Below are 24,646 nucleotides of genomic sequence, written 5' to 3' on the forward strand. Positions count from 1 at the left end.
TCATCGTGCGTGTCGCGATGCTCGGCCCCCTGTCCGTCCGGGCCGAAGACGGATCACCGGTCGAGGTCACCGGTGCCCGCCTGCGCACCCTCCTGATCCTGCTCGCGCTCGACCCCGGCCACGTGGTCAGCACGGCCCGGCTCGTCGACGGGGTCTGGGGCGAGGAACCACCCGCCGAGGCCGCGAACGCCTTGCAGGCACTGGTGTCCCGCCTTCGCCGCACCGGGCTCACCGTCGAGTCGCGGCCCACCGGCTACCACCTCGCGCTCGACCCCGACGACGTCGACGTCCACCGCTTCGAACGGCTCGCCGCGCACGGTCGGGCCACACTCGCCACCGATCCGGTCACCACCAGCGCCACCCTTCGCGAGGCGCTCGCGCTGTGGCGCGGTCCGGCACTGGCCGACGCCGCGACCACCGCCTTCGCCCAGGCGCCGATCGCCCGGCTCAACGAGCTCCGGCTCGCCGCCACCGGCGACCGGATCGAGGCCGAGCTGGAACACAGCAGCGGCCTCGTCCCCGAACTGGAGGCGCTCGTCGCGGAATACCCGCTGCACGAGCGGTTCGCCGGGCTGCTCATGAAGGCACTCGCCCGCACCGGACGGGTCGCCGACGCCCTCGCCGTCTACGCGCGCACCAAGACCGCTCTCGCCGACGAGCTCGGCGCCGACCCGTCCGCGGACCTGGCCGCCCTGCACCTCGACCTCCTGCGCGGCCAGCACGCGACCCAGGGCGACCGGCAGCGGACCAACCTGCGCAGCGGCCTGACCAGCTTCGTCGGCCGCGACGAGGACCTGGCACGCGTGACGGCCATGGTCGACGAGTCGCGGCTGGTCACCCTCACCGGACCCGGCGGCTCCGGAAAGACCCGGCTCGCGACGGAGGCGGGTCGCGCTCTGGTCGACCGCCTGCCCGACGGTGTGTGGTTCGTCGAGCTCGCCTCGGTCGGCGATGGTGCGGACGTCGCGCCCGCGGTGCTGACCGCGCTCGGCATGCGCGCACAGGTACTGGCGTCGAGCAGCCGTGCCATCGGCGAACCGGTCGAGGCGCCTCTCGACCGCCTCGCCGCGGCGCTGTCGCACCGTGCGTTGCTGCTGGTCATGGACAACTGCGAGCACCTGATCGGCGCGGCCGCCGTCGTCGCGGACCGGCTGCTCGGCGAGTGTCCCCGGTTACGGATCCTCGCGACCAGCCGCGAACCACTCGGGATCACCGGCGAGACGCTGTGGCCGGTCGACCCGCTGACACTGCCCCCGGCCGACGCGAACCCCCCGACAGCGCTCACGTTCTCGGCGGTCCGGCTGCTGGCCGACCGGGCGCTCGCGGTGCGACCGGGTTTCACCGTCGACGAGAAGACCACGCCTTCGGTCGTCCACATCTGCCGCGCGCTCGACGGCATGCCGCTCGCGATCGAGCTCGCCGCCGCGCGCCTGCGCACCATGTCACTCGACCAACTCGCCACCCGCCTCGGCGACCGGTTCCGGTTGCTCACCGGCGGCAGCCGGATGGCGCTGCCTCGCCACCAGACCCTGCGTGCGGTCGTCGACTGGAGCTGGGACCTGCTCGACGACGGCGAGCGAACCCTGCTGCGCAGGCTCGCGATCTTCGCCGGTGGCGCCACACTCGAGGCCGTCGAGCAGGTGTGCGCCGGCCCCGACCTCGCTGCCGAGCGTGTGCTCGACCTTCTCACCGCCCTCGTCGACAAGTCACTCGTATTGGTCGTCGGCGACCGGTACCGGCTCCTCGAGACGATCAAGGCGTACGGCCGGGAACGCCTTGACGAGGCCGGCGAGACCGAACGGGTCCTGGACGCGTTCATCGACTGGTTCAGCCGTCTCGCCGCCACCGCGGAACCCCATCTGCGCCGCGCCGAACAGCTGGAATGGCTCGCCGTCCTCGAAGCCGACCACGACAACCTGCATGCCGCGGTCCGAGCGGCCATCGCCACCGGCGCCGCGGTCCCGGCGGCGAGGCTGCTCGCGAACGCGGGCTGGTACTGGTGGCTGCACGGGCACAAGACCGAAGGCGCGGAACTCGCCGCCGAGGTCGTCGCCATGACGGGGGAGGTGCCGCCCGCCGACCGCGCGCTGGCCCTCGGACTGGCCGCGATGCTCGCCATCGACGGAATCTACGACCAGCAACGCGCCATCATGTGGTTCACCGAGGCCGTCGAGCTCGTCGAGTCCGAGGGAGTGCGCGACCACCCGCTGCTCCGCATGATCCTGGCGCTGAACGACGTGCTGCAAACCTACGGCCGGCCGACCGACAGCCTGCGGATGTACCTGTCGGACGTCCTGTTCACCGACGAGGACCCGTGGGTGCTCGGTGTGGCGCGGGTGATGCGTGCCCACGCGTCCCTGAACGCCGGTCAGCTGCACGCGGAGGCCGAGGACGACTTCCGCGTCGGGCTCGCCGCGTTCCGGTCGATCGGCGAGCGGTGGGGCATGTCGTTCAGCCTGTGCTCGCTGGCGGACTTGGTCGCGTGGCGCGGTGACTTCGCCACGGCGATCCGGTACTACGAGGAAGCGAACGAACTCTTCTCCGCGCTGGTCACCAACGACGACCTGGTGCGATACCGCCTCAGGCTCGCCAACCTGCACATGCACCTCGGCGACCGCGACCGCGCGGCGGAAGCGCTGGCACTGGCCGAACAGGACGCGGAACGCAGCGGGATGCTGGAGAGCTACGCCGGCGTGACGCACGCGCGAGGTGACTTCGCACGGCTCGCGGGGGACTTCGAGGAGTCTCGGCGGCAGCTCGAGCTCGCGGTCGAGATGTCGAAGGCCACCTACTACCGGTGGACGAAACCTGTCGCGCCGCAGTTCGCCGCGCTGATCGAGGGATCGCGCGGGTACCTCGCCGCCGCGACCGGCGAGCTGGCGGACGCGGTCACGCACCACAGCGAGGCGTTGGAGCTCGCGCTGGAGAGCCACGACGCGCCGATCGTCGCACATATTCTCGTCGGGGTCGCGGACCTGGCTCTGCGTCGCGGCAAGCCGTACGAGGCCGCCACGGTGCTCGGGGCGAGCGAGGGCGTCCGCGGCGCCAAGGACCTCTCGATCCTCGACCACGCCCAGATCGAGGATGCCGCTCGTGCCGAACTGGGCGAGGACGTGTTCACCGAGGCCTACGCCAAGGGCGTGGCGACAACGTTGGAAACCCTGCGCGCGTTGACCGACGAGGTCCTCGCCGCGTAGCGGTGGTGGCACCCCCTGGCGGCCACCACCGCCACCTGGTCAGGCGCGCTTGCGGAAGGCGCGGACCGACAGCGGGGCGAAGACGGCCATGATCCCCGCCGCCCACAGCAGGGCACCGGTCACCGGCGCCGCGACCGGGCCGCTCACCAGCAGCCCGCGAAGCGCGTCGGCCACGATCGTCACCGGGTTCACGTCCACCCACGCCTGCAGCCAGCCGGGCATGGTGTTGGTCGGCACGAACACGTTGCTCACGAACGTCAGCGGGAACATCACCGCGAACCCGAAGACCATCACCTGTTCCGGCTCGCGCACCAGCAGGCCGACCAGCACCGCGATCCACGCGAACGCGAGCGCGAAGACCAGGAGCAGCCCGATCGCGGCGAGCACGCCTGCCACGTTGGTGCCGACGCGGAAGCCCATGATCGCGCCGAGGCCGAGCAGCAGCCCCATGGCCCACGCCTGCTTCACCATCTCCGCCCCGATGCGCCCGGCGAGCGGCGCCCACCGCGCGATCGGCAGCGCGCGCAGCCGGTCGAACACCCCCTTCGTCAGGTCGGTGCTCAGACCGAGACCGGTGTTGAGCGTGCCGAACAAGGCGTTCTGCACGATGAGCCCCGGCAGGGCGAACGTCAGGTAGTCGCCGGTCGAGCCCGCGATCGCGCCGCCGAACACGTACGTGAACAGCAGCAGGAACATGATCGGCTGGACGCTGAAGTCGACCAGCTCGGTGGGGTTGTGCTTGATCTGCACCAGCGTGCGCCACGAAAGCGACGCGCTCTGGCGAAGACCTTCCGACGGCCGCACCTTCGGCGGCAGGGCGACAGCGGCGGTCATGCCGAGGTCCTTTCCAAGTCAGATGTATCGGTCTCTGCTGCGGCCTTGTGGCCGGTCAGGCTGAGGAACACCTCGTCGAGGCTGGCGTCCCGCAGCGCGAGCTCCGCGACGACCACGTCGGCGTCGTCGAGCCTGCGGACGACGGCCGGCAGCACCGCCGGGTCGGTGACCGACGCGGTGACCTTGGCGCCGTCCACTGTGGGCACGGCGCCGGTCAGGTCGTGCACGATCGACGTCACGATCGCGAGGTCGGCCGCGTCCGCCGGGCGCACCACGAGCGGCTGCGCGCCGGTACGGGCCTTCAGTTGCGCGGGCGTGCCGGTGGCGATCACCCGGCCGTGGTCGACGACCGCGATCTCATTGGCCAGTTGGTCGGCCTCCTCCAGGTACTGCGTGGTCAACAGGACGGTCACACCGTCGGCGACCAGCTCCCGTACGACCTGCCACAGGTCGAGCCGGCTGTGCGGGTCCAACCCGGTGGTCGGCTCGTCCAGGAACAGCACGCGTGGGCGGCCGACCAGGCTCGCGGCCAGGTCGAGGCGCCGGCGCATGCCGCCGGAGTAGGTCTTGGCCGCCCGGTTGGCGGCGTCGGTCAGGTTGAACCGTTCGAGCAGGTCACGTGCCCTCTTCCGCGCGTCCACCCGCGACTGGCCCAACAGCCGGCCGATGAGCAGCAGGTTCTCGGCGCCGGTGAGCATCTCGTCGACCGACGCGTACTGCCCGGTCAGCCCGATCAGCTGCCGCACCCGGTGCGCGTCGCGGACCACGTCGTGGCCGCAGACCTCCGCGTGCCCGGAGTCGGGTTCGAGCAGCGTGGCCAGGATGCGGACAGCCGTCGTCTTGCCGGCGCCGTTGGGTCCGAGCAGTCCGAGGACGCTGCCGGCCGGCGCCGCCAGGTCGACGCCGTCGAGCGCCCTGGTCTCGCCGAACCGCTTGGCCAGCCCCTCGGCCAACACGGCGTTGTTCATGGTGGTCATCCCCCTTCGGGATCGTTGTCGAGGCCGACGATGACCCCAGGGGCTGACACGGGGCTGAGATCCGGCTGATACCCCGCACACACGGGTCGGCTCCCCTTCCGCCGCCCGGATTCCGCGTTCCCGCGGCGCACCTTCGCTGTGGCTCCCCGCGCAAGGTCTAGGCTTTCCGCCATGTCGACGACCGTCTCCGCGACCAACCCCGCGGCACTGGCGAGGCGCCTCGAGCGGACGCGTGCGGCCGCCGCGAACGCCGGGGTGGACGCCCTGCTCATGGCACCCGGCTCGGATCTGAGGTACCTGCTCGGCGCCGGTGGCAGCTCGTTCGAGCGCCTCACCTGCCTCGTCGTGCCGGCCGAGGCGGCGCCCGTGCTCGTCGTGCCGAAGCTGGAGGCGCCCGGCTACGACGCGGTGCCGACGGGCGAGCTCGGCGTCGAGCTGTCCACGTGGGTGGACGGCGAGGACCCGTACGCACTGGTCGCCTCGCTGCTGCCGAAGGCGTCCCGGGTGGCGGTCGGCGACGTGATGGTCGCACTGCACGTCCTGGGCCTGCGCCGCGCACTGCCCGACGCCGAGCAGGTGCTCGCCGGCCCGATCGTGCGTGAGCTGCGGATGCGCAAGGACGCCGAGGAGGTCGACGCGCTCCGCGAGGCGGGCGCCGCGATCGACCGCGTCCACGCCCGCATGGCCGAGTTTCTCCAAGTCGGTCGTACCGAGAACGAGGTGGGTGCCGACATCGCCGCCGCCATCGTCGAGGAGGGTCACGCGGTCGCCGACTTCGTCATCGTCGGCTCCGGCCCCAACGGCGCCAGCCCGCACCACAGTCTGTCCGACCGCGTGATCGAGGCCGGCGACGTGGTGGTGATCGACATCGGCGGCCCGGTCGCGGCGGGCTACAACTCGGACAGCACCCGCACCTACGTCATGGGCGAGCCGCGCGATACGGACGTATCGAAGACCTACGCGGTGCTCCAGGAGGCACAGCGGGCGGCCGTCGCCGCGGTCCGGCCCGGTGTGCTGGCACAGGATGTCGACGCCGCGGCGCGGCAGATCATCGCCGATGCCGGATTCGGCGAGTTCTTCATCCACCGCACCGGTCACGGCATCGGCCTCGACGTGCACGAGGACCCGTACATCGTGGCCGGCAACGACCTTCCGCTGGAGCCGGGCATGGCGTTCTCCGTGGAGCCGGGCATCTACCAGCCGGGCCGGTGGGGCGCGCGGATCGAGGACATCGTGGTGGTCACCGAGGACGGCGTCGAGTCGGTGAACAAGCGGCCGCACGAGCTCGTGTCGCTCCCGGTCCGATGACCGCGTCGGAGCTGGAGCCGATCGACCAGGCGATCGCCCGTGAGCTGGCGGCGGACGGCCGGTGCAGCTTCACCGACCTGGCCGAGCGGGTGGGGCTGTCGGTGTCCGCCGTGCACCAGCGGGTGCGACGGTTGGAACAGCGCGGCGTGATCCGCGGGTACAACGCGCGGCTCAACGCCGAGGTGATCGGGCTGCCGCTGACCGCGTTCATCTCGCTCACCCCGATCGACCCGGCCGCCCCGGACGACTACCCGTCGCGGCTGGAACACATCCGCGAGATCGAGTCGTGTTACTCGGTGGCCGGCGACGAGTCGTACATCCTGCTGGTCCGGGTGGCCTCCCCGGCCGCGCTGGAGGAACTGCTCCGGCAGATCCGCGAGGCCGCGAAGGTCTCCACCCGGACCACGGTCGTGCTGTCGACCGCCTACGAGGCCCGATCACCGGCGATCTAGCGGCCGGTCATGGCCGTCTCTTCGCCGAACAGTTCCGGCAGCGGGCCGCCGCCGGACCTGTCACGGTGGCATCGGGAGCGCGGGTGGTCAGCGCACGGCGACGAGCACGTGGTCGTCGCCGAACTGCCACACCGGGCCCGCCTCGGCGAAGCCCGCCTGCCGGAGCAGTTCGGCGTGCTCCCACACCGTCAGGCCGTTCTCACCGCTGTGTGCGATCGCCGCCTTCGAGCGGGCGTCGAGCAGCGGGCTCAGCTCGTCGTCCTGCTGGAGAGCCTGCCACCAGGCACTCCAGTCCTCGTTGGACTCGGTGCCGACACGGCGGGTGCGTGCCTCACGAACCGCCGTGGCCAGCGCGTCGAGGCGCGGCTGGCCGACGTGCATGTTGTCGGCGTTGACGAAGACGCCGCCGGGCCGCAGGTTCTGCGCCAGCGTCCGGTACAGCTGACCGAGATCCGCGGGCGCGAGCCAGTGCAGGGCGGTGCTGGACACGGCCGCGTCCCACGGGCCCGGCAGCCCGGTGGCGTCCGCCCAGCCCGGGTTGGCGAGGTTCGCCTCGATCAGGCGCACCCTCGGGTTGGAGTTGGCCCGGCCGAGGCCCAGCAGCAGTGGGTCGGTGTCGACCCCGACCACTTCGACCGACGGCAACGCCTCGGCGAGTCGCTGCGACAGCGAACCGGGGCCGCAGCCGAGGTCCACCACTCTCGCCGGGCCGTCGTCGGTGGCGGCCCGGACGACGTCGATCACCACACGGAACCGTTCCTCGCGGTCGGGGACGTACCGCTCCTGCTGCGCGTCCCACCGCTGGAGCCACCGGGTCGCCGTCGTCGTCTGCATCGTGCTTCCTTCGTAACTGGCGTTAAGCTTGACGGCAGTGACGCTAACTCGAATGGGAGTAACTGGTCAAGTGGAGTTCGACAGTCACACGAGCGACGTGGTCGAGTACGCGGTCACACTGATCAACGACGTGACACCCGGCGAACGGCACGGTCGTCCGTTCCCCGCGCCCGCCGGGGACGCCCTGACGACAGCCGTCCGCAACGCCATGCCCCGTTCCCGTACACCTGGCCTGCCAACCTCGTCCGATGCCGCTGAGCTGGCGGAATGGGCGGCTCGTCTGCGACAGGTGGTGGAGTTGGTCGATACAGACGACCTGGATTCGGCGTGTGTCGAGCTGAACCGGATCATGCGCGAGGCGGGCGCGATGCCGACCCTCGCCCGGCACGACGGCGAACCGTGGCACCTGCACTTCCACAGCGCGGACGCCGCGTGGGCGGTGAGCTGGGCCGCCTCGATGGCGACGGGCCTCGCGGTGGTCCTCGGCAACGCGGTCGTGGAGCGGCTCGGGCTGTGCAACGCGCCCGCCTGCGACCGGGTCTACGTCGACGTGTCCCGCAACGGCACCCGCCGGTTCTGCTCCACCGCGTGCCAGAACCGGGTCAAGGCCGCGGCCTTCCGCGCCCGCAAAGCCGCCGAGGCGTAGTTGTCGATTTCGTGGTCGCTCGTTCGCCGAGTTGATGTCACCGGTGAAAGGAGAGACATGCGGAAGCTGACGGCGATGTCGTTCGTGTCCCTGGACGGCGTCATGCAGGCACCCGGCGGGCCCGACGAGGACCGCGACGACGGGTTCGCGCACGGGGGCTGGGCGGTACCGCACTTCGACCAGACCATGATCGACGTGATCGGCGAGATCACCGCTCGGGCCGGCGCGTTGCTGCTGGGCAGGCGAACCTACGAGATCTTCGCGGCCACCTGGCCACTGGCCAGGCCCGACGACCTGATCGGCGCCAAGCTCAACGCGATGCCCAAGTACGTCGCCTCCAGGACGCTCGACACCGTGTCGTGGACCAACACGACACTCCTGCGAGGAAACGCCGCCGACCTGGTTCGTGAACTGAAGTCGACCGACGGCACGGAGATACAGGTGCACGGCAGTGCCGACCTGCTCCAGACCTTGCTCCGACACGACCTGGTCGACCAGCTCGAGGTGTTCGTGTTCCCCGTCGTCGTGGGCACCGGCAAGCGGCTCTTCGGGCCGGGTGCCATCCCGAGCAGGCTTCGACTGGTGAAGACCACGAGCTTCGCTGGCGGTGTCGTCGCCAATACGTACGTACGGAACGGCGAGCTCGAATACGGGGCCATGGGCCCGGAGCACGGGAACTGGTGAGGGCCCGCCGGCTCAGGTCGACTGACCCGAACTAGCTCGGGTCAGTCGACCACGATGAACTGGACGGGCGGTGCCGGAGCCGGTCAGTCGACCTGGGCCAGCTCCGGCACCGGTCAGGTCGACTTCTGTCCGTCGAGCGTTTCGCGGAGGATGTCGGCGTGTCCGGCGTGCTGGGCGGTTTCGGCGATGACGTGCATCAGCACCCGGCGCACGCTCTGCACCGCGCCAGGCTCGTGCCAGGGCGCCTCCGGCAAGGGGTGCGACGCCGACAGGTCGCCGACGCCGGCGATGATCTCCTCGCTGCGGGCGGCGACCTGCTCGTAGCGCGCGAGGATCCCGGTCAGCGTCTCGCCCGGCAGCATCTGGAAACCGTTCTGGTGGTCGATCGCCCACCGCGGGATCTCGCGGGCGGTGCCGGCCGCGAGATCGGCCCAGGTGACACCGTCTGGCAGGTCGTAGCGCATGGCCGACGGACCATCGACCACGAACCGCAGCCAGCTTTCCTCGATCGACGCGACATGTTTGATCAGCCCACCCAGGCACAGCGCGCTGACCGTGGGCCGCTCGCCGGCCTGCTCGTCGTCGAGCCCTCGGACGGTGTTGGTCAGGGCTGACCGTGCGGTCGCGAGCGCGGTGAGCAGGTCGGTCCGCTCGGCGTCGAGGGTTGCGGGAATCGTGGTGGTCACGGTGTTCGGGCCTTTCGGAATGGTGTCGTTGTCTGGCATGCCGCGAACGTTCGCAGGGGAAGCGGTCAGGTTGTGGCCGCTTTTTGGGGCAACATGACGGTCGTGCCGAAAACCTCAGCGCGGCTGCTGTCGTTGCTCTCGCTGCTTCAGGCGCGCCGGGACTGGCCGGGCGCGCTGCTCGCCGCGCGGTTGGCCGTGAGCCCGCGGACCGTGCGCCGCGATGTCGAACGCCTGCGGGAACTCGGTTATCCGGTCGTGGCCACCAAGGGCCCCGAGGGCGGATACCGGCTCGCCGCCGGCACGGAGCTGCCCCCGCTGCTGTTCGACGACGAGCAGGCCGTCGCCATCGCCGTGGCGCTGCGGGTCGCCACCAGCACCGGCGCCGGCATCGGGGAGGCCGCGGCGCGTGCTCTGAACACCGTCCGGCAGGTCATGCCCGCCCGGTTGCGCCGCCGCGTCGACACTCTCCACGTCATGGCCGTCGAGTCGCCCGCGAGCAGACCGAACCCACCGGTCGACGGCGGTGTGCTGATGGCGCTGAGTGCCGCCGTCCACGCCCGTGAGGTGCTGCGTTTCGACTACCCACCAGGGAACGAGGGCTCGGCCCCGCCGCGCCGGGTGCAACCCCACCACCTCGTCACGTGGGGCGGGCGCTGGTATCTCGTCGCGTGGGATCTCGACCGCGAGGACTGGCGTATCTTCCGTGCCGACCGGATCGCGCCACGCACCCCGACGGGTCCTCGCTTCACCCCGCGCGACCTGCCTGGCGACGACGTGGGTGCCTTCGTCGTCGGCAGGTTCCGGGGCTCCGACGGTTCCAGCGACTGGCCCTGCCGCGGCGAGGTGATCCTCGATCTCCCCGCCGCGGCGGTGGCCGACTTCATTCGTGACGGTGTGGTCGAGGAACTCGGCCCGGACCGCTGCCGGCTCGTCCTGGGTTCGTGGTCATGGCCCGGCCTGGCCGCCACTGTTGCCGGGTTCGACGCCGACTTCGAGGTCATCGGCCCGGCCCAGCTGAGGACGGCCTTCGCGGACCTGGCCCGCCGGTCCGCCAACGCGGCGACCGACACTCGTCACGCCAGCCCCGACCCGACGAACCCTCGGCCGTCGTCCTAGCCGTGCTCGCGGAGGAAGTCCGCCAATCCCTTCAAGTCGTCCGTATTGATGTGGTCGACGCCAGCCGCGACCAGCTCGCCCCAGATCGCGTCGCGCTCCGGGCCCGGTACGTCCGGCGTGGCCCAGAAGCGGACGCGCTGCCCGGCACGGTGCGCCGTCCCGACGATGTCCCGCAGCTTGGCCCGCTGGTCGGCCGGCATCGCCCCGATGCCGGTCCACGTGAAGAGGTTGGTCCAGTTGTCCGACACGAGCGGGGTCAGCCGGGCGTCCGAGCCAGGCCCCAGGTCGGTCGTATTGGCAATGCGTCCGTCGTAGAACGCGACCCGAGTGGGCTGCGCGGTCATCGTGGCGCAGGGCCGGTTCCCGGACACGACGGCGGTGACGGCGCCCTGCCGGACACGGCCGTACCGGTAGCTGGACCACAGGAACGCGTATCGCGGGTCGCGCAGGAGCGCGTCGAGCGCCGCGTAGGTCGACTCGCCCTCGGTCTTGATGTCGATCAGCAGCTGGAAGCCCCGGTAGCCGCGGTAGACGGCGCCGTGGTTGCGGATCACCCGCTCCCGCAACGGATCCAGGTAGAGCGACGACAACGTGCGTGCCGGGTCGAGGTCCTCGGGGTCGTGCGCGACGAGCAGTTCGGTGCCGACCAGGAAGATGTCCGCCTCGACGCTCGTGAAGCCCTCGTCGAGCGCGTCGAAGAGCGGTCTGGGGTGCTCGTAGTCGTTGTGCGCGTGGGCCTGCGCGAGTGGCCGCACCCGCTCGTGCGCCGGCGCCGCGGCGACCGGCATCGAGCCGGCGACCAGGCCGAGGATGGTCAGTAACAGCAGCAGGGGACGCCGCACCGGAAACCTCCGTTGTCTCGAAAAGGTGTTGCCACGCTAGGCCACCACGGCGAACCACGGGTGAACCGCGAATGATTTCGGTCGACCGTATTGGGGGCGGCCCGGCATGATCGGGCGCATGATCGACACGGGACTGAATGGCCGGGTCGTCCTGGTGACCGGGGGAGCGGGTGGCATCGGCGCGGCCATCAGCCGTGCGTTCGCGGCGGAGGGAGCCCGCGTGGTGGTTCACCACCTGGCCACGCGACTGGCCGCCCCGGAAGGTGTCAGCTGGGCACACACGCGGCCCAATGGCGCCGAGGAACTCGCGGCCGAGCTGGGCGGCACGACCGTGAGCGCCGACCTCGCCGAACCAGACGCGCCCGCCCGCCTGTTCGACGCGGTCGGCCAGGTGGACGTGCTCGTCAACAACGCGGCGCACTGCGAGACCCCCGACTCGATCGACACGCTCACCGCGGCGAGCCTCGACCGGCACTACCGGGTCAACACGGTCGCCCCGGCTCTGCTCACGGCCGAACTCGCCCGCCGGGCCGGTGACCCACCGCCGTGCGTGGTCAACATCTCCACCGATGCGGCTCGCGCCTTCCCCGGCCAGATCGGTTATGGCACCTCGAAAGCCGCGCTGGAGGCGCTCACTCGCGCGACCGCGCTCGACCTCGGCCCGGCCGGCATCCGCGTCAACGCGGTGGCGCCGGGCCCGGTGCAAACCGGCTGGATGACCGATGACCTGGTCGAACAGGTCCGGCAGGTCGTGCCCCTCGGCCGCGTCGGCGATCCGGCGGACATCGCCGACGCCGTCGTCTTCCTCGCCTCGCGCCAGTCCCGCTGGATCACCGGTCAGGTGCTCCAGGTCGCGGGAGGGCATGCGTTATGAGGCAGGCCCTGCTCTGCGACCTCGACGGCGTGCTGCGCCGCTGGCCGCCCATGACCGGCATCGAGCAGGCGTACGGCGTGCCGCCAGGTGCCCTTGCCGCGGCGGCGTTCGCCCCCGACCGTCTCCTGCCCGCGGTCACCGGGCGGTGCACGGACGAGGAATGGCGTGCGGCGGTCGCCGCGGACCTGGCAACGCACACCGATCAGGCGACCGAGCTGGTGGCGGCGTGGTCCGCGAGCGTCGGGGAGGTCGACCAGGAGGTCGCCGAGCTCCTGGCGCGAGCACGCCGGCACGGCCCCGTCGTCCTGGTCACCAACGCGACCACCCGCCTGGAGTCCGATGTGGACATTCTGGGCCTCGCCGATCTCGTCGACGCGATCGTGAACAGCGCACGCCTCGCGGCCGCCAAACCGGACCGCCGGATCTACCTCGAAGCCGCCGAACGTGCGGGCGTGACGCCAGAACGGTGCCTGTTCGTCGACGACAGCGCAACGAACACCGACACGGCCCGCGCGCTCGGCATGACGGCACACCACTTCACGGGCACCCCGGGACTACGCGCGTTCCTGGTCAGTCAGGGCTGGGAGCCGCGTGCAGCGTCCCGTCGCGGCCCGGGAGGCACGCCGCCGCGCGGTCGGCGGCCAGGAGGAACTCCGTGAGGCACATGGCGAACGCCTCGTGCCCGGCCGCGTTGGGGTGGAAGGACTCCTGCAGTGCGTGGGTCGCGCGGTCGTCGGACTGCAGGTCGCCCCAATCGACGGACAACCGGCGGAACCACTCGCGGTCGGGGTCCCGGGCGGAGGAGCACGCCTCGTGCCCGGCTCCCGCCCGTGACAGGTCCAGGAACCGCGCGCCCGTGTTGGCCGCCGCCGTCCGCACCCCCGCGGTGAGCAACGGCACCGCGTCCTCCTCGACCCACCGCAGGTCCTGCGACAGGAACGGGCACCCCGACAGGTCCTGCAGGTCGCGTGCGACGCCAGGGCCGATCGGCGCCGCGTACGACTGGACGACGAGCTGGTAGTCCGAGCGCTGGTAACCCGCGTTGCGCAGCACGGTCTGGATGTCCTTCAACGCCTTCGTCAGCTTCGGGATCATCCGGTCGACGCGCCGCTCCCACTGGGGTCCGACGCTTCTGCTGCACGGCTTCTCCCGGCCGGCCCACGCCTGCACGCACGCGTTGAGCACGTGCGAGAACCCCGGGTCGTCGTTGGCGCCGGACGCCACCACGACCGCCACCACACGGTTCCGGGTCGCGATCCTGGCGAGCTGCTGGGACTGCGAGATCTCCGTGTACTGCCTGGCCTTCCCCAGGCCGACCTGCGCGGACGGCGCTCCGGAGCAGGCCAGGTTGTACGCCTTCGCCACATCCGGCATGTCCACCTGGTAGATGGACGCGTGGGGTGAGCGGTGGCACCAGTTGCCCTTCTCACCGTTGGTGCCGCGTTCGTAGTCGCCGGCGCCCTCACCGGAGATGGTGCTGTCACCCATCGCGACGATGACTCTTGGCGCGTTCTGCGGTGGCCCCGGCAGGGGTCTCGGCTCGGGGAACAGGTGGTCGCCCGCCAACCCGAGCGTGGCCACCACGAGGACGAAGAAGAGAACAAGCCATCCCGACGGTCGCATCGGGTGAGAGTTTACGGGGCATCCACCACCGCGACCGCCTCGATCTCGACCAGCCACTCCGGGCGGGCAAGACAGTCGACCTGGGCAATGGTGTCCGCCGGGTAGGGCTCGGTGAAGTACTCGCGCCGCAGCTCGATGACCCGGTCGATGACGGACATGTCGGTGACGAAGATCGTCACCTTGACGACGTGCGCCAGATCGGTTCCGGCGTGCTCCAGCACCCGTGCCAGGTTCGCGAACACCTGCCGAGCCTGTGTGTCGAAGTCGCCGATCCCGACCGTGTCGCCGTGCTCGTCGACCGCTGCCTGCCCCGACACGAACACGAGGTTGCCCACCCGGACACCCAGCGAGATCGCGTACGGCTCGTACCAGTCCGGTGTCGTGGTGACCTTGGTGAGGTTCATACGGTCAGCTTCGCGAGTACACGCTCCACCGACAAGTACGGTCTTTTTGTATAGTGTCCGAGGTGCGGACACGGTTGGCGCGGACCAGCATCGACTGCCCGACCGAGCTGGCCATGGAGATCCTCGGCGGCAAGTGGAAGCTCGTGATCCTCGAGCACCTGAGGGACGGTGTGCGGCGGTTCGGCGAGTTGCAACGCCTGCTGCCCGCCATCACCCCGCGCATGCTCACCCGTCAGCTGCGCGAGCTCGAGGCCGACGGCATCGTCCACCGGCACGTGTACCCGGTGGTGCCGCCCAAGGTCGAGTACTCGCTCACTGGCCTCGGCCGCGACCTCGAGCCCCTGCTCACCCAGCTGCGTGCCTGGGGCGAGCGGTACCGGACGCTATAGCGGCCGGCGCTCCAGGTCCGGGTTGTACGAGTCCAGCACCGCGGTCGAGCGTTGCGTGGCCGGCGCCGACACCCCCGCCCAGCGACGCACGGTCGCGCGGGCGGCCTCGGCGTCCGTCGCCGTGAGCTGCGCGATGTTCGCGCCGTGGTTCGCGCCGGGCGCGGTGTAGGTGTAGGAGTCCTTCGAACTGGGGTGGAACTGCTCCGCGCTCCACGGGTCGTTCGAGCCGTACACGAACAACATCTGACTGGACGTCTTCGTCACCCAGCGGTCCACGTCGATCATCGGAGCCGGGTCGTACGGCGAACGAAGTTCCGGGGGAAGGCTCGAGTTCGCGACGTACAGGTTCGGGTAGTGGAGCAGGTCCTCCAGATACCGGAACTTCGGCTCCGCCCAGCCCAGCTGCGTCGCCGCCTGGTAGAAGTACGGCGCGTAGGGCAGGATCCCTTCGTCCGTGTAGAACGACACCGTCGCGTTCTGGTCGATGAACGTGAGGATTTCCTCGTTCGTCGCGTCCCGGCCCGGCACCTGGCAGTTGGCCTCGTTGTTGTACTGCCAGAACGCCCATTCGGTGTCGAGCACTGCCATCTCGAACGCGCGGTCCGGCGAGCCGAAGACCTGGTTGAAATGCAGGCCGTTCTCCGCCGCGTACGCCTCGTAGATGTTCACCAGGTCGGTTCGCCGGGACAGCGCTTCCTGCTGCAGAGCCTTCAGCGCGGTTCGACAGGCGGGGGTGGCGCCGACGGAGGCGAAGAAATCGTCGTACGAACTGTCCTCGGAGTTGTTCGCGTCGTTGGGCGCGACGTACGCGACGACGCCGTCGAGGTCCCTCGGATAGAACCTGCGGTGGTACACCGAGGTCATCCCGCCCTTGCTCGCGCCGGTGGCGAGCCACTTCTTGCCGTAGACGGCCTTGAGGGCCAGCGTGAGCTTGTGGTGGTCGGTGGCCGCCTGCCAGATGTCGAGCTTGCGCCAGTCCGCCGGGTTCGGCCGGGACGGCGTGAAGAACCGCTGTTCCACCGAGATCTGGTTTCCGTCGACCAGCACGGTCGGCTCGGCGCGGAAGCTGCGCTCCGGCATGTTGTAGCCGGTCGTGTGCAGCACCATCGGCCGGTTCACGTCGCGGTGCAGCAGTTGCAGCCGCTGCTGGAACGTCGGCCCAGCCGGGTTCGTGTGGTCGACCGGCTGCCGGTAGGTGAGGAAGAAGAACCGGAAACCCGGCGCCGGTGCCGGGTTCTCGGACACCACGGTCATGCCGGGGATCGCGGCGAGCCGGGCCGCGATGTCCGGCGGCGCCGCCTGTGCCGGCGCGACCGGGACGAGCCCGATCACCGTCGTCGCGACCGCGGCCGCCAAGGTTCTTCTGCCGATGCCCATGCCCGCACTCCCCGGTCGCAGGGTCAACCACGGGGCATTCTCGCTGAGTGACCGGCCGAACACAGCCGCCGATCAGCGGAGTCCGGTGCGTGCGGTGATACGTGTCCTGCATCGTCTGGAACGGATCGTTCATTGGACGCCGGCGGGGGGCGGTCGCGAGGCTGGGCACATGCCGACCTTCGGAATCCTGCACGACTTCCGCCGGCCTGGCGGCGGTGACTATGTCGAGTACTACGCGGAGTGCCTCGCCGAGGTGGCGCTCGCCGACGAGCTCGGCCTGGACACGGTGTGGCTGTCCGAGCATCACCTGACGCCCGACGGCATGACGCCCGCGCCGCTGGTCCTGGCGGCCGCGATCGCCGTTCGCACCAACAGGATCCGAATCGGTACGAGCGTATTGGTGTTGCCGCTGCACCAGCCGTTGCGGCTGGCGGAGGAGGCCGCGACGGTGGACCTCCTGTCGGGTGGTCGCCTCGTGCTCGGTGTCGGTCAGGGCTACGCGCACCAGGAGTTCGCGGCGTTCGGCGTGCCGCGGCGGCATCGGGCCCGGCTGCTCGACGAGGGCGTCGCGCTGCTGCGCGAGGCGCTGACGACCGGTCGTGCCGGCACGGTGCCGGTGACGCCGAGCCCGCTGCGTCCGGTGCCGCTGTACGTCGGGGGAGTCACGGAAGCGGGACTGCGGAGGGCGGCCCGCCTCGGCGACGGCGTGATCGTCTACTGCGCGACCCCGGCCGACCTGCGTGCGCGGCGCGCCGTGCTCGACACGATCGCCCCGGACGTGCCGTTGGTCTGCACGAGCGTCCTGCACGTCGCGGAGTCGGCGGAACAGGCGTGGGCCGAGGCCGCGCCCGGCATCGCGTACCTGGAGAACCAGATCAGCGGGTACGCGGAACGAGCCGAGACGCCCGTATTGCCACGCGATGCCTACCTGGTCGGCACACCCGCCGAGGTCGCGGCCCGTCTCGCCGACCTCGCCGACGAGCTACGTTTCGAGCATTTCGCCCACTGGGCACGACTACCCGGTCTGTCGCACGAGCGAGCGCTCGAGTCGCTGCGGCTGTTCGCCGACGCGATGACTCCCGTCCACCGTCCCGCGGGCCGGTGACGGTTGGCGGGTGCGCCCGGAGTAGCCCCTGCCGACCCCGGTCGCACCCGCCTCAGGCATCCGAGCCGGCCGTGCGCCACCACTCCTTGCCCCGCTCCGGCAGCGTGGAGATCGGATCGTAGTACGGGTAGTGACGGGTCAACGCGTCGGCGTCGCGGTGTTCGATGCCGGTGCGGTAGTTCTTGGTCCAGTAGGAGATGCCGCGTTCGCGGTCGTACTCCGCGACCTGGTGCACCCACCGCTTCCCGACGTACGGCACGTCGCAGATGATGCGGGGCGTGGCGTAACCGGGCAGATACCCCATGATCGCGTGCTGGAGCTGCTGCGCCTCCCACACCGCGACCCGCCAGTGCTCCGCGTTCGGGATCATGTCGCACATGTAGAAGTAGTACGGCAGTATGTTCGCCTCGCCCTGCAACGCGAAGCACAGGTCCAGCAGGTCGTCCGGCGTCGCGTTGACCCCGCGCATCAGCACGCCCTGGTTGCGCACGTCCCGGACGCCGACCTCGAGTGCCGTCCGCGCCGCCTCGGCGACCAGCGGGGTCACCGACTGCGCGTGGTTCACGTGCGTATGTATTGCCAGGTTGACGCCACGGCGGTGGGCCGTGCGGGCGACCCGCTCCAGTCCCTCGACGACCTTCGGCTGTAACCAGTGCTGCGGCAGGCCGGCCAGCGCCTTGGTCGCCAGGCGGATGTCCCGAACCGACACGATGTCCAGCAGCCGCATGAGGAACGACTCCAGCTGGTGCCACGGCACGTTCGCGACGTCGCCGCCCGACACCACGACGTCACGCACGCCCGGCGTTCGCTTCAGGTAGTCGATCATCTGGTCCTGGCGGTCGACCGGCTTCAACGACAGCTTGTGCTTGTCCACCACCGGGGTCGAGTTGCCGACCAGGTCCATCCGCGTGCAGTGCCCGCAGTACTGCGGGCACGTCGACAACAGCTCCGCGAGCACCTTGGTCGGGTAGCGGTGGGTCAGTCCCTCGACGACCCACATCTCCGCCTCGTGCAGGGAGTCCCGCGACGAGTGCGGATGGCTCGGCCACATCGGGTCGCGGTCGCTGGCCACCGGCATCATGTAGCGCCGGACGGGGTCCGCGAGGAACGCCTTCGTCAGGTCACCGTCCGTGACGTCCGGCACCATCGTGTTGAGCATCTGCGGCGGCAGGAGCATCGACATCGTGGCGAGCCGTTCCTGGTCGGCGACCAGGTCCTCGTAGAAGGACTCGGCGACCCGGTCGCCCAACACGCCCCGCAGCTGACCGACGTTCTTCACGCAGTGCGCACGCTGCCACTGGGCGTCCCGCCACTGCGCCTCGGTCACGTCCCGCCAGCCAGGGAACCGACGCCAGTCGGGCTCGACAAGTTCTCTTCTGGTGTATTCGTACGGTTGACCCACGGCCTCCGCGACCGTCGTGGCGATGGTGACCGCATCGGGTGTTGCTGTCATCCGTCCTCCTGGTCGCGAAGTTGACCTAAAGATATGCTGCTGGAAAGTACTATAGGCGCAAATTCTGCGGAAGGTGTGTCGTGTCTTCCCCCTACGGACTACATCGTGTGGTCGAACCGGCAGGCGTCCTGCCCCAACAAGCCTGGCGACTCTCCACGGAACTTCCCTTGTGGCCCGATGAAGTCCTGGTCGATGTCGAGCGCCTGAACCTGGACGCCGCGTCGTACCGACAGCTGCGGGAGGAACACGGCTCGCCAGCAGCGGTCCGCCGCGCGGTGGCCGAGATCATCGAGCGCCGCGGGAAGATGCACAACCCGGTCACCGGCTCCGGGGGCATGCTGCTCGGCACCGTCCGCGAGGTGGGTCCGGAGTCGCGACTGGCGTTGACGGAGGGTGACCGAATCGCGACGCTCGTGTCGCTCACGCTCACCCCGCTACGGATCGACGACGGCCTCGAGAACTGGTCCGGCGAGGGGGAGCAGGTGCCCTGCCAGGGTGCCGCGATCCTGTTCGGCCGTTCCATCGCGGCCGTACTGCCCACCGACCTGCCGGCCGAGCTCGCCCTGTCCGTGTTCGACGTGTGCGGTGCGCCGGCGCTCACCGACCGTGTGGTGCGCGAGGCTGGTTCCGGGTCGTCCGTATTGGTGCTTGGTGGAGGCGGCAAGTCGGGCAGCCTCTCGCTGGCCGCGGCCCGGCGGGCCGGCGCGGGGCGGTTGGTCGCGCTCGTGCCGACAGACAGCGAGGGTGACGCCGTGCGTGCCGCCGGGTTGGCCGACGAGGTCGTGGTCGCCGACGCGCGCGACCCGGTGGCGGTGGCCGACGCGGTGGGGAGTCAGGTCGACGTCACCGTGGTGTGCGTGGACGTGCCGGGTTGCGAGCACGGCGCGGTCCTGGCCACCGCCGACGGTGGCACGATCGTGTTCTTCTCCATGGCCACGTCGTTCTCCTCGGCCGCGCTCGGCGCGGAAGGGTTGGCCGCCGACGTCCGCATGCTCGTCGGCAACGGCTTCGTGCCAGGCCACGCCGACTTCGCACTTGAGCTATTCCGGGCCAATCCCGGTGTGCGTGCGTTGTTCTCCCACCGCGAGCGGCACACTGCGACAGCATGACGACCCTCTACACGAACGCGCGCATCCATGGCGGGACCGCGACCGCCATGGCCGTCGAGGGCGGCCGCATCACCTGGCTCGGCGACGACTTCCCCGGCCAGGTCCTTAATACGGTCGACTTGAACGGTGCGTTCGTCACGCCGGCGTTCGTCGACGCGCATGTGCACGCCACCTCCGCCGGCCTGCTGCGCACGGGCCTCGACCTCACGGCCGCCCAATCGCTCTCGGACGTGCTCGACGCGGTCCGCGACCGAGCCGACACGGACGTATTGCTGTGGGGGCACGGCTGGGACGAGACACGCTGGCCGGAGCGCCGCCCGCCCACACGCGCCGGACTCGACGCGGCGGCCGGCGCCACGCCGGTGTACCTGTCACGGATCGACGTGCACTCCGCGCTGGCGTCCACGGCACTCGTCGAGCTGGCCCCGGCGGCCCGGACCGCGCCGGGCTGGTCGCCGGACGGCCCACTGGCCCGCGATGCCCACCACCACGTCCGCCGTGCGGCCCGGGAGTCCATCACGCGGGAACAGCGGGACGAGGCGCAGCTGGCGTTCCTCCGGCACGCCGCCGCGACGGGCATCGCCTGCGTGCACGAGTGTGCCGGCCCGGACATCTCCGGTACGGACGACCTGGCCGAACTCCTTGCCAGGTCAGGCGACCTGCCACGGGTCGTCGGCTACTGGGGCGCGTTCGGCGACCTCCCAGCCGGCGCGCACGGCCTCGCCGGCGATCTGTTCGTCGACGGCGCGTTCGGCTCCCGCACCGCGGCGCTCCGCGCGCCCTACACGGACCAGCCGGACACCCGAGGTGCCCTCTACCTGACCGCCGAGCGGATCGCCTCCCACGTCGTCGCGTGCACCGAGGCCGGCGTGCAGGCCGGTTTCCACGTGATCGGCGACGCGGCGGTCGTCGAGGTGGTCGCCGGCTTCCAGCACGCCGAGAAGGTCATGGGCGAGGAAGCAATACGTGCGACCCGGCACCGCTTGGAGCACCTGGAGATGGTCACCGCGGAGCAGGCCGCCGAACTGGCCAGGCTCGGCGTGGTCGCGTCCGTACAACCACTGTTCGACGCCACCTGGGGTGGCCCCGACGCCATGTACGCCCAGCGACTCGGTGACCGTGCGGCGGCGTTGAACCCGTTCGCGATGCTCGCCCAGCGCGGAGTCGTGTTGGCGTTCGGCTCCGACGCCCCGGTGACCCCCGCCGACCCGTGGGCCGCCGTCCACGCGGCCGTCCACCACCGCACCCCCGGCGCCGGCCTGACCCCGGCCCAGGCGTTCGCCGCGCACACGCGTGGCGGCTGGCACGCCTCGGGCGACGACGATGGCGGGGTCCTCGCGCCGGGCGTGCCGGCGACCTTCGCCGTGTGGGACGCCTCCGACCTGGTCGACGGTCTCCCACCGCTCGACGTGCCCCCGCGCTGCCTGCGCACAGTCCTGGATGGCAACACAATTCACGAGGTGCCGTGATGCTGGACCTGGATCCCACCGTCGTCGCGACCGCCCGGGAGCTCGCCGCCCGGGCCGCGGAGCCGGTCATCCGTATTGCCAAAGCCCACACCACGGTCGCCGTCGAACGGGCCACGCTTCGACTCGCCGGCATCACCGGCGCCGACACCACCCACCGGGCCGGCGACGTGCCGTGGGTGAACCGGGTCGTGGACACCGTGCGCGAGCACTGCGGGCTGGAGCGCGGCGTGGTGCTGCCCGTGTTCCACGCCTTACGTGAGCACGACCTCGGCTCACTGACCGAGCTCGCCGAGGCCACCGCGGCCGGGCAGATCCAGTACCGGGTGCCGACGGGGCGGGACGCCGACCGGGCCGCGAAAGCCGGTCGTACCGCCGTGGCCAAGGGAATCCGTACGGTCGACCGGAACCGCGCCCAACGTGACCGGCTCGTCGCCAAACTCGGCAACCCGCCCCAGCGCCCGTGGATCTACCTCATCGTCGCCACCGGCGACATCGACGAGGACGTCGTCCAGGCCGCGAACGCCGCCCGCGCCGGCGCCGACATCATCGCCGTGATCCGCTCGACCGGTCAGTCGCTGCTGGACTACGTGCCGGAAGGCGCGACACACCACGGTTTCGCCGGCACGTACGCCACGCAGGAGAACTTCCGCATCATGCGGGCCGCCATGGACGAGGTCTCCAGGGAGGTCGGCCGGTACGTACGTGTCACCAACTACGCGTCCGGCCTGTGCATGCCGGAGATCGCCGTCCTCGCCGGGCTGCAGCGGCTGGACATGATGCTGAACGACTCGATGTACGGCATCCTGTTCCGCGACATCAACCCGATCCGCACCTTCGTGGACCAGCGGTTCTCCCGCCAGGTGCACGCACGGGCCGGCATCATCATCAACACCGGCGAGGACAACTACCTCACGACGGCCGACGCGGTGGACGCCGCGCACACCGTCACCGTGTCGCAGCTGCTGAACGAGCACTTCGCGCACGAGGCCGGCCTGCCGGACGAACTGCTCGGCCTCGGCCACGCCTTCGAGATCAACCCGACCGTGCCGGACTCGTTCCGCCTGGAGCTGGCACACGCCCTGCTCGCCCGTGAGCTGTTCCCGGACGCCCCGCTGAAGTGGATGCCGCCGACCAAACACATGACCGGCGACGTGTTCGCCGGCCACCTGCTCGACGGCTTCTTCAACCTGGCCAGTGTCCTAACAGGACAGTCGATCCTGTTGGTCGGCATGATGACCGAGGCGGTCGTGACGCCGTTCCTGTCCGATCGGGACCTCGCGCTGCGCAACGTCAAGTACGTGTTGGCCGCGGCGGCCGGGCTGCGCGAGGACTTCCGCCCCGCGCCGGACGGCCTCATCGTGAAGCGAGCGCACCAGGTGCTCGGCGAGGCGGTCGACCTGCTGGACCGCATCGTCGACGACGGCCTGCTGAACGCCATCGCCGACGGCACGTTCGGGCTCATGAAACGCCCACCGGACAAGGGAAAGGGCGCCGACGGCGTGATCGAGAAGGCGGCCGGCTACCGCAACCCCGCCGCCGATCTCCTGGAGTCGGGGGAGACGCGGTGAACCAACACATACGGCCGTATGGCGACACTACGGGTGATGGGATGGTCCAGACTTCGTTCACCCTGCCGATCCCGCCTGGTCCCAAGGCCGAGGGCGCCGCGATGCAGCTTGCCAACAAGATGGGCATCGACCCGGCCATGGTCGTGCACTCCCACGGCATCGGGGAGGAGTTCACGTTCTTCGTGGTGTACGGCTCGGTCAAGCACGTCGTCGACCTCGACGCGGTCACGGTCGTCGAGCGGGAGTACCCGTTGCTGTCGCCGGCCGAGGTGAACGGCGAGGTGCGGAAAACGTTGCGCCGCAAGCTGGTCGTCGTCGGCGGCTGCATCGGCACGGACGCGCACACGGTCGGCATCGACGCCATTCTCAACGTCAAGGGCTTCGCAGGCGAGAAGGGCCTCGAGTACTACCGCGAGCTCCGCGTGATCAATCTTGGCGCGCAGGTGACCGTGCCGGAGCTGGTGAAGCGGGCACGCGCGGAGAAGGCCGACGCGGTGTTGGTGTCACAGGTCGTCACCCAGCGCGACGCGCACATCCTCAACACCAGCGAGATGTCGGCGGCCTTCCGTGAGGCGATGGGGGACCGGCGACCGGTGCTGGTCGCGGGCGGGCCGCGGTTCGATCCCGCGATGGCCGAACAACTGGGCGTGGACCGGGTGTTCGGCCGCGGCACCACACCCGGTGAGGTCGCCTCGTACCTGGTGCACGCGATGAAGGAGAGCAAGTGAGTCTGGAAGTCGGGTTTTCCGTCACACACCGCCGTTACGTGCCGTACGGGCACGCGCACTACGGCGGGAACCTGGTCGACGGCGCGTACGGGCTGGCGCTGTTCGGTGACGTGGCAACGGATCTCGCCATCCACACCGACGGTGACGAGAGCCTGCTCGCCGGCTACTCGAACGTGGAGTTCCTGTCGCCGATCCAGGCTGGTGACGTGGTCGAGGTGACCGCGACGCTCACCCGTGTCGGCACACGCTCACGCGACCTGGCGTTCGAGGCTCGCGTGCTCTGCCGGGCGGCGCCGGAACGCGGGCCGTCCGCGGCGACCGTGCTCGACCCGCCGATCGTCGCCACCAGGGCCACCGCGACGATCGTCGTCCCGCCGAAAACCGAAGGCGGGCCCGCGTCGGCCTGACCTAACCTCGTCCGGCATGAAGACAGTACGACTGACCTGCGACGACTGGCAGACCCTGCGTGACGTGCGTCTGGCCGCCCTCGCCGACGCGCCCTACGCCTACGGCTCCACGCTCGAACGCGAGCAGTCCATGGACGAGTCGGAATGGCGCCGCCGCCTCGAGTCGGGTCTCTCGGCGGTGGCCGTCGACGGCGCCGAGACCGTCGGACTCATCGGTGCCTACTTGCCGGAACCGGACCGACCCATGCTCATCGGGCTGTGGGTCGATCCCGCTCAGCGCGGCCGGGGCGTCGGCGACGCGCTAGTAACGGAAGTTTTACGATGGGCGGCGGAAAACGGCTGGTCCGAGGTGGTGCTACGGGTCGCTGACGGCAACGATGCAGCAAGGAAGCTGTTTCTGCGCCTCGGCTTCACCGCGACCGGCGTGCGCGAACCACTGGAGAGCAATCCCGGGGTTGGCACCGAAACACTGTCCCGCGCGATATAGGGTCCACTGTACGGGAACTAAGTCTTGCTCCGAATGGAGCACACTGCTAGTAAAACTAGCTCTGGGCGTTCGCCCCG

The 24,646-nt window shown here is 70.4% G+C and carries 25 protein-coding genes; 16 read left to right on the forward strand and 9 right to left on the reverse strand.

What is annotated here, in order from left to right; all coding sequences use genetic code 11:
* Positions 1-5: 5 nt before the first annotated feature.
* Positions 6-3,197, forward strand: a complete 3,192-nt coding sequence (locus tag VF106_RS50200) for an AfsR/SARP family transcriptional regulator (RefSeq protein ID WP_330847249.1) — start codon at positions 6-8, stop codon at positions 3,195-3,197.
* Positions 3,198-3,236: 39 nt separating this feature from the next.
* Here the strand turns inward: VF106_RS50200 and VF106_RS50205 are convergent, their stop codons facing one another.
* Positions 3,237-4,031, reverse strand: a complete 795-nt coding sequence (locus VF106_RS50205) for an ABC transporter permease (protein WP_330847250.1) — start codon at positions 4,029-4,031, stop codon at positions 3,237-3,239.
* Complete coding sequence (locus VF106_RS50210) at positions 4,028-4,999, reverse strand: efflux ABC transporter ATPase subunit, DrrA-related (RefSeq protein WP_330847251.1); 972 nt, start codon at positions 4,997-4,999, stop codon at positions 4,028-4,030. Before VF106_RS50210 ends, VF106_RS50205 begins: the two co-directional genes overlap by 4 nt.
* A 180-nt stretch (positions 5,000-5,179) precedes the next feature.
* Here VF106_RS50210 and VF106_RS50215 point away from each other — a divergent pair, with 180 nt between their 5' ends.
* Together VF106_RS50215 and VF106_RS50220 are read left to right on the forward strand one after the other, a co-directional pair.
* Positions 5,180-6,316, forward strand: coding sequence for a M24 family metallopeptidase (locus tag VF106_RS50215; protein ID WP_330847252.1), 1,137 nt, complete (start codon positions 5,180-5,182; stop codon positions 6,314-6,316).
* Positions 6,313-6,768 (forward strand): Lrp/AsnC family transcriptional regulator, encoded by a 456-nt coding sequence (locus tag VF106_RS50220; protein WP_330847253.1) that lies wholly within the window; start codon positions 6,313-6,315, stop codon positions 6,766-6,768. Before VF106_RS50215 ends, VF106_RS50220 begins: the two co-directional genes overlap by 4 nt.
* 87 nt (positions 6,769-6,855) lie before the next feature.
* Here the strand turns inward: VF106_RS50220 and VF106_RS50225 are convergent, their stop codons facing one another.
* Positions 6,856-7,602, reverse strand: coding sequence for a methyltransferase domain-containing protein (locus VF106_RS50225; protein WP_330847254.1), 747 nt, complete (start codon positions 7,600-7,602; stop codon positions 6,856-6,858).
* A gap of 70 nt (positions 7,603-7,672) precedes the next feature.
* Between VF106_RS50225 and VF106_RS50230 the strand changes: the two genes are divergently transcribed.
* Both VF106_RS50230 and VF106_RS50235 read left to right on the forward strand, forming a co-directional pair.
* The gene (locus tag VF106_RS50230; RefSeq protein ID WP_330847255.1) at positions 7,673-8,248 is read left to right on the forward strand and encodes a CGNR zinc finger domain-containing protein; all 576 of its coding nucleotides are present in this window, start codon (positions 7,673-7,675) and stop codon (positions 8,246-8,248) included.
* 57 nt (positions 8,249-8,305) lie between these two features.
* A complete protein-coding gene (locus VF106_RS50235) occupies positions 8,306-8,932 on the forward strand; it encodes a dihydrofolate reductase family protein (protein ID WP_330847256.1) in 627 nt (208 codons plus the stop codon).
* A 113-nt stretch (positions 8,933-9,045) separates the two neighbouring features.
* Here the strand turns inward: VF106_RS50235 and VF106_RS50240 are convergent, their stop codons facing one another.
* Positions 9,046-9,657, reverse strand: coding sequence for a DinB family protein (locus VF106_RS50240; RefSeq protein ID WP_330847257.1), 612 nt, complete (start codon positions 9,655-9,657; stop codon positions 9,046-9,048).
* 63 nt (positions 9,658-9,720) lie between these two features.
* Here VF106_RS50240 and VF106_RS50245 point away from each other — a divergent pair, with 63 nt between their 5' ends.
* Entirely contained in the window at positions 9,721-10,734 is a 1,014-nt protein-coding gene (locus tag VF106_RS50245) for a helix-turn-helix transcriptional regulator (RefSeq protein ID WP_330847258.1), read from the forward strand.
* On the opposite strand, the gene VF106_RS50250 is transcribed toward VF106_RS50245, so the two are convergent.
* Complete coding sequence (locus VF106_RS50250) at positions 10,731-11,576, reverse strand: phosphatidylinositol-specific phospholipase C/glycerophosphodiester phosphodiesterase family protein (protein ID WP_414639253.1); 846 nt, start codon at positions 11,574-11,576, stop codon at positions 10,731-10,733. The genes VF106_RS50245 and VF106_RS50250 overlap by 4 nt on opposite strands.
* Positions 11,577-11,694: 118 nt before the next feature.
* On the opposite strand from VF106_RS50250, the gene VF106_RS50255 reads away from it, so the two are divergent.
* On the forward strand, positions 11,695-12,450 hold the full coding sequence (locus tag VF106_RS50255; RefSeq protein ID WP_330847259.1) for an SDR family NAD(P)-dependent oxidoreductase: 756 nt from the start codon (positions 11,695-11,697) through the stop codon (positions 12,448-12,450).
* Positions 12,447-13,109, forward strand: a complete 663-nt coding sequence (locus tag VF106_RS50260; RefSeq protein ID WP_330847260.1) for an HAD family hydrolase — start codon at positions 12,447-12,449, stop codon at positions 13,107-13,109. The genes VF106_RS50255 and VF106_RS50260 overlap by 4 nt, the downstream gene beginning before the upstream one ends.
* Here the strand turns inward: VF106_RS50260 and VF106_RS50265 are convergent.
* Positions 13,021-14,073: a GDSL-type esterase/lipase family protein gene (locus VF106_RS50265; RefSeq protein ID WP_330847261.1), complete on the reverse strand. Its 1,053-nt coding sequence runs from the start codon at positions 14,071-14,073 to the stop codon at positions 13,021-13,023. The genes VF106_RS50260 and VF106_RS50265 overlap by 89 nt on opposite strands.
* An 11-nt stretch (positions 14,074-14,084) precedes the next feature.
* Entirely contained in the window at positions 14,085-14,477 is a 393-nt protein-coding gene (locus VF106_RS50270) for a RidA family protein (RefSeq protein ID WP_330847262.1), read from the reverse strand.
* A gap of 113 nt (positions 14,478-14,590) precedes the next feature.
* Between VF106_RS50270 and VF106_RS50275 the strand changes: the two genes are divergently transcribed.
* Positions 14,591-14,866 (forward strand): winged helix-turn-helix transcriptional regulator, encoded by a 276-nt coding sequence (locus VF106_RS50275; RefSeq protein ID WP_330847360.1) that lies wholly within the window; start codon positions 14,591-14,593, stop codon positions 14,864-14,866.
* Here VF106_RS50275 and VF106_RS50280 read toward each other — a convergent pair.
* Positions 14,861-16,243, reverse strand: a complete 1,383-nt coding sequence (locus VF106_RS50280; protein WP_330847263.1) for a serine protease — start codon at positions 16,241-16,243, stop codon at positions 14,861-14,863. The two genes, VF106_RS50275 and VF106_RS50280, sit on opposite strands and share 6 nt — an antisense overlap.
* Before the next feature lie 169 nt (positions 16,244-16,412).
* On the opposite strand from VF106_RS50280, the gene VF106_RS50285 reads away from it, so the two are divergent.
* On the forward strand, positions 16,413-17,348 hold the full coding sequence (locus VF106_RS50285) for an LLM class flavin-dependent oxidoreductase (RefSeq protein WP_330847264.1): 936 nt from the start codon (positions 16,413-16,415) through the stop codon (positions 17,346-17,348).
* A gap of 52 nt (positions 17,349-17,400) precedes the next feature.
* Here the strand turns inward: VF106_RS50285 and VF106_RS50290 are convergent, their stop codons facing one another.
* Positions 17,401-18,801 carry a KamA family radical SAM protein gene (locus VF106_RS50290; protein WP_330847265.1) on the reverse strand — a complete coding sequence of 467 codons (1,401 nt, stop codon included), beginning with the start codon at positions 18,799-18,801 and terminating at the stop codon, positions 17,401-17,403.
* Positions 18,802-18,881: 80 nt separating this feature from the next.
* Here VF106_RS50290 and kdd point away from each other — a divergent pair, with 80 nt between their 5' ends.
* From kdd to VF106_RS50320, 6 genes are read left to right on the forward strand one after another with little or no spacing between them, the layout of a single operon-like run.
* Positions 18,882-19,910, forward strand: a complete 1,029-nt coding sequence (gene kdd, locus VF106_RS50295; RefSeq protein WP_330847266.1) for an L-erythro-3,5-diaminohexanoate dehydrogenase — start codon at positions 18,882-18,884, stop codon at positions 19,908-19,910.
* Positions 19,907-21,379, forward strand: a complete 1,473-nt coding sequence (locus VF106_RS50300) for an amidohydrolase (protein ID WP_330847267.1) — start codon at positions 19,907-19,909, stop codon at positions 21,377-21,379. Before kdd ends, VF106_RS50300 begins: the two co-directional genes overlap by 4 nt.
* Entirely contained in the window at positions 21,379-22,947 is a 1,569-nt protein-coding gene (gene kamD, locus VF106_RS50305; protein ID WP_330847268.1) for a lysine 5,6-aminomutase subunit alpha, read from the forward strand. Before VF106_RS50300 ends, kamD begins: the two co-directional genes overlap by 1 nt.
* Positions 22,944-23,675, forward strand: a complete 732-nt coding sequence (kamE, locus tag VF106_RS50310; RefSeq protein WP_330847269.1) for a lysine 5,6-aminomutase subunit beta — start codon at positions 22,944-22,946, stop codon at positions 23,673-23,675. The genes kamD and kamE overlap by 4 nt, the downstream gene beginning before the upstream one ends.
* Positions 23,672-24,082: a 3-aminobutyryl-CoA ammonia lyase gene (gene kal, locus VF106_RS50315; RefSeq protein WP_330847270.1), complete on the forward strand. Its 411-nt coding sequence runs from the start codon at positions 23,672-23,674 to the stop codon at positions 24,080-24,082. The genes kamE and kal overlap by 4 nt, the downstream gene beginning before the upstream one ends.
* A 16-nt stretch (positions 24,083-24,098) precedes the next feature.
* Complete coding sequence (locus tag VF106_RS50320; protein ID WP_330847271.1) at positions 24,099-24,569, forward strand: GNAT family N-acetyltransferase; 471 nt, start codon at positions 24,099-24,101, stop codon at positions 24,567-24,569.
* Positions 24,570-24,646 lie beyond the last annotated feature (77 nt).

Source organism: Actinophytocola sp., from assembly GCF_036378875.1.
Taxonomy (GTDB): Bacteria; Actinomycetota; Actinomycetes; order Mycobacteriales; family Pseudonocardiaceae; genus Actinophytocola.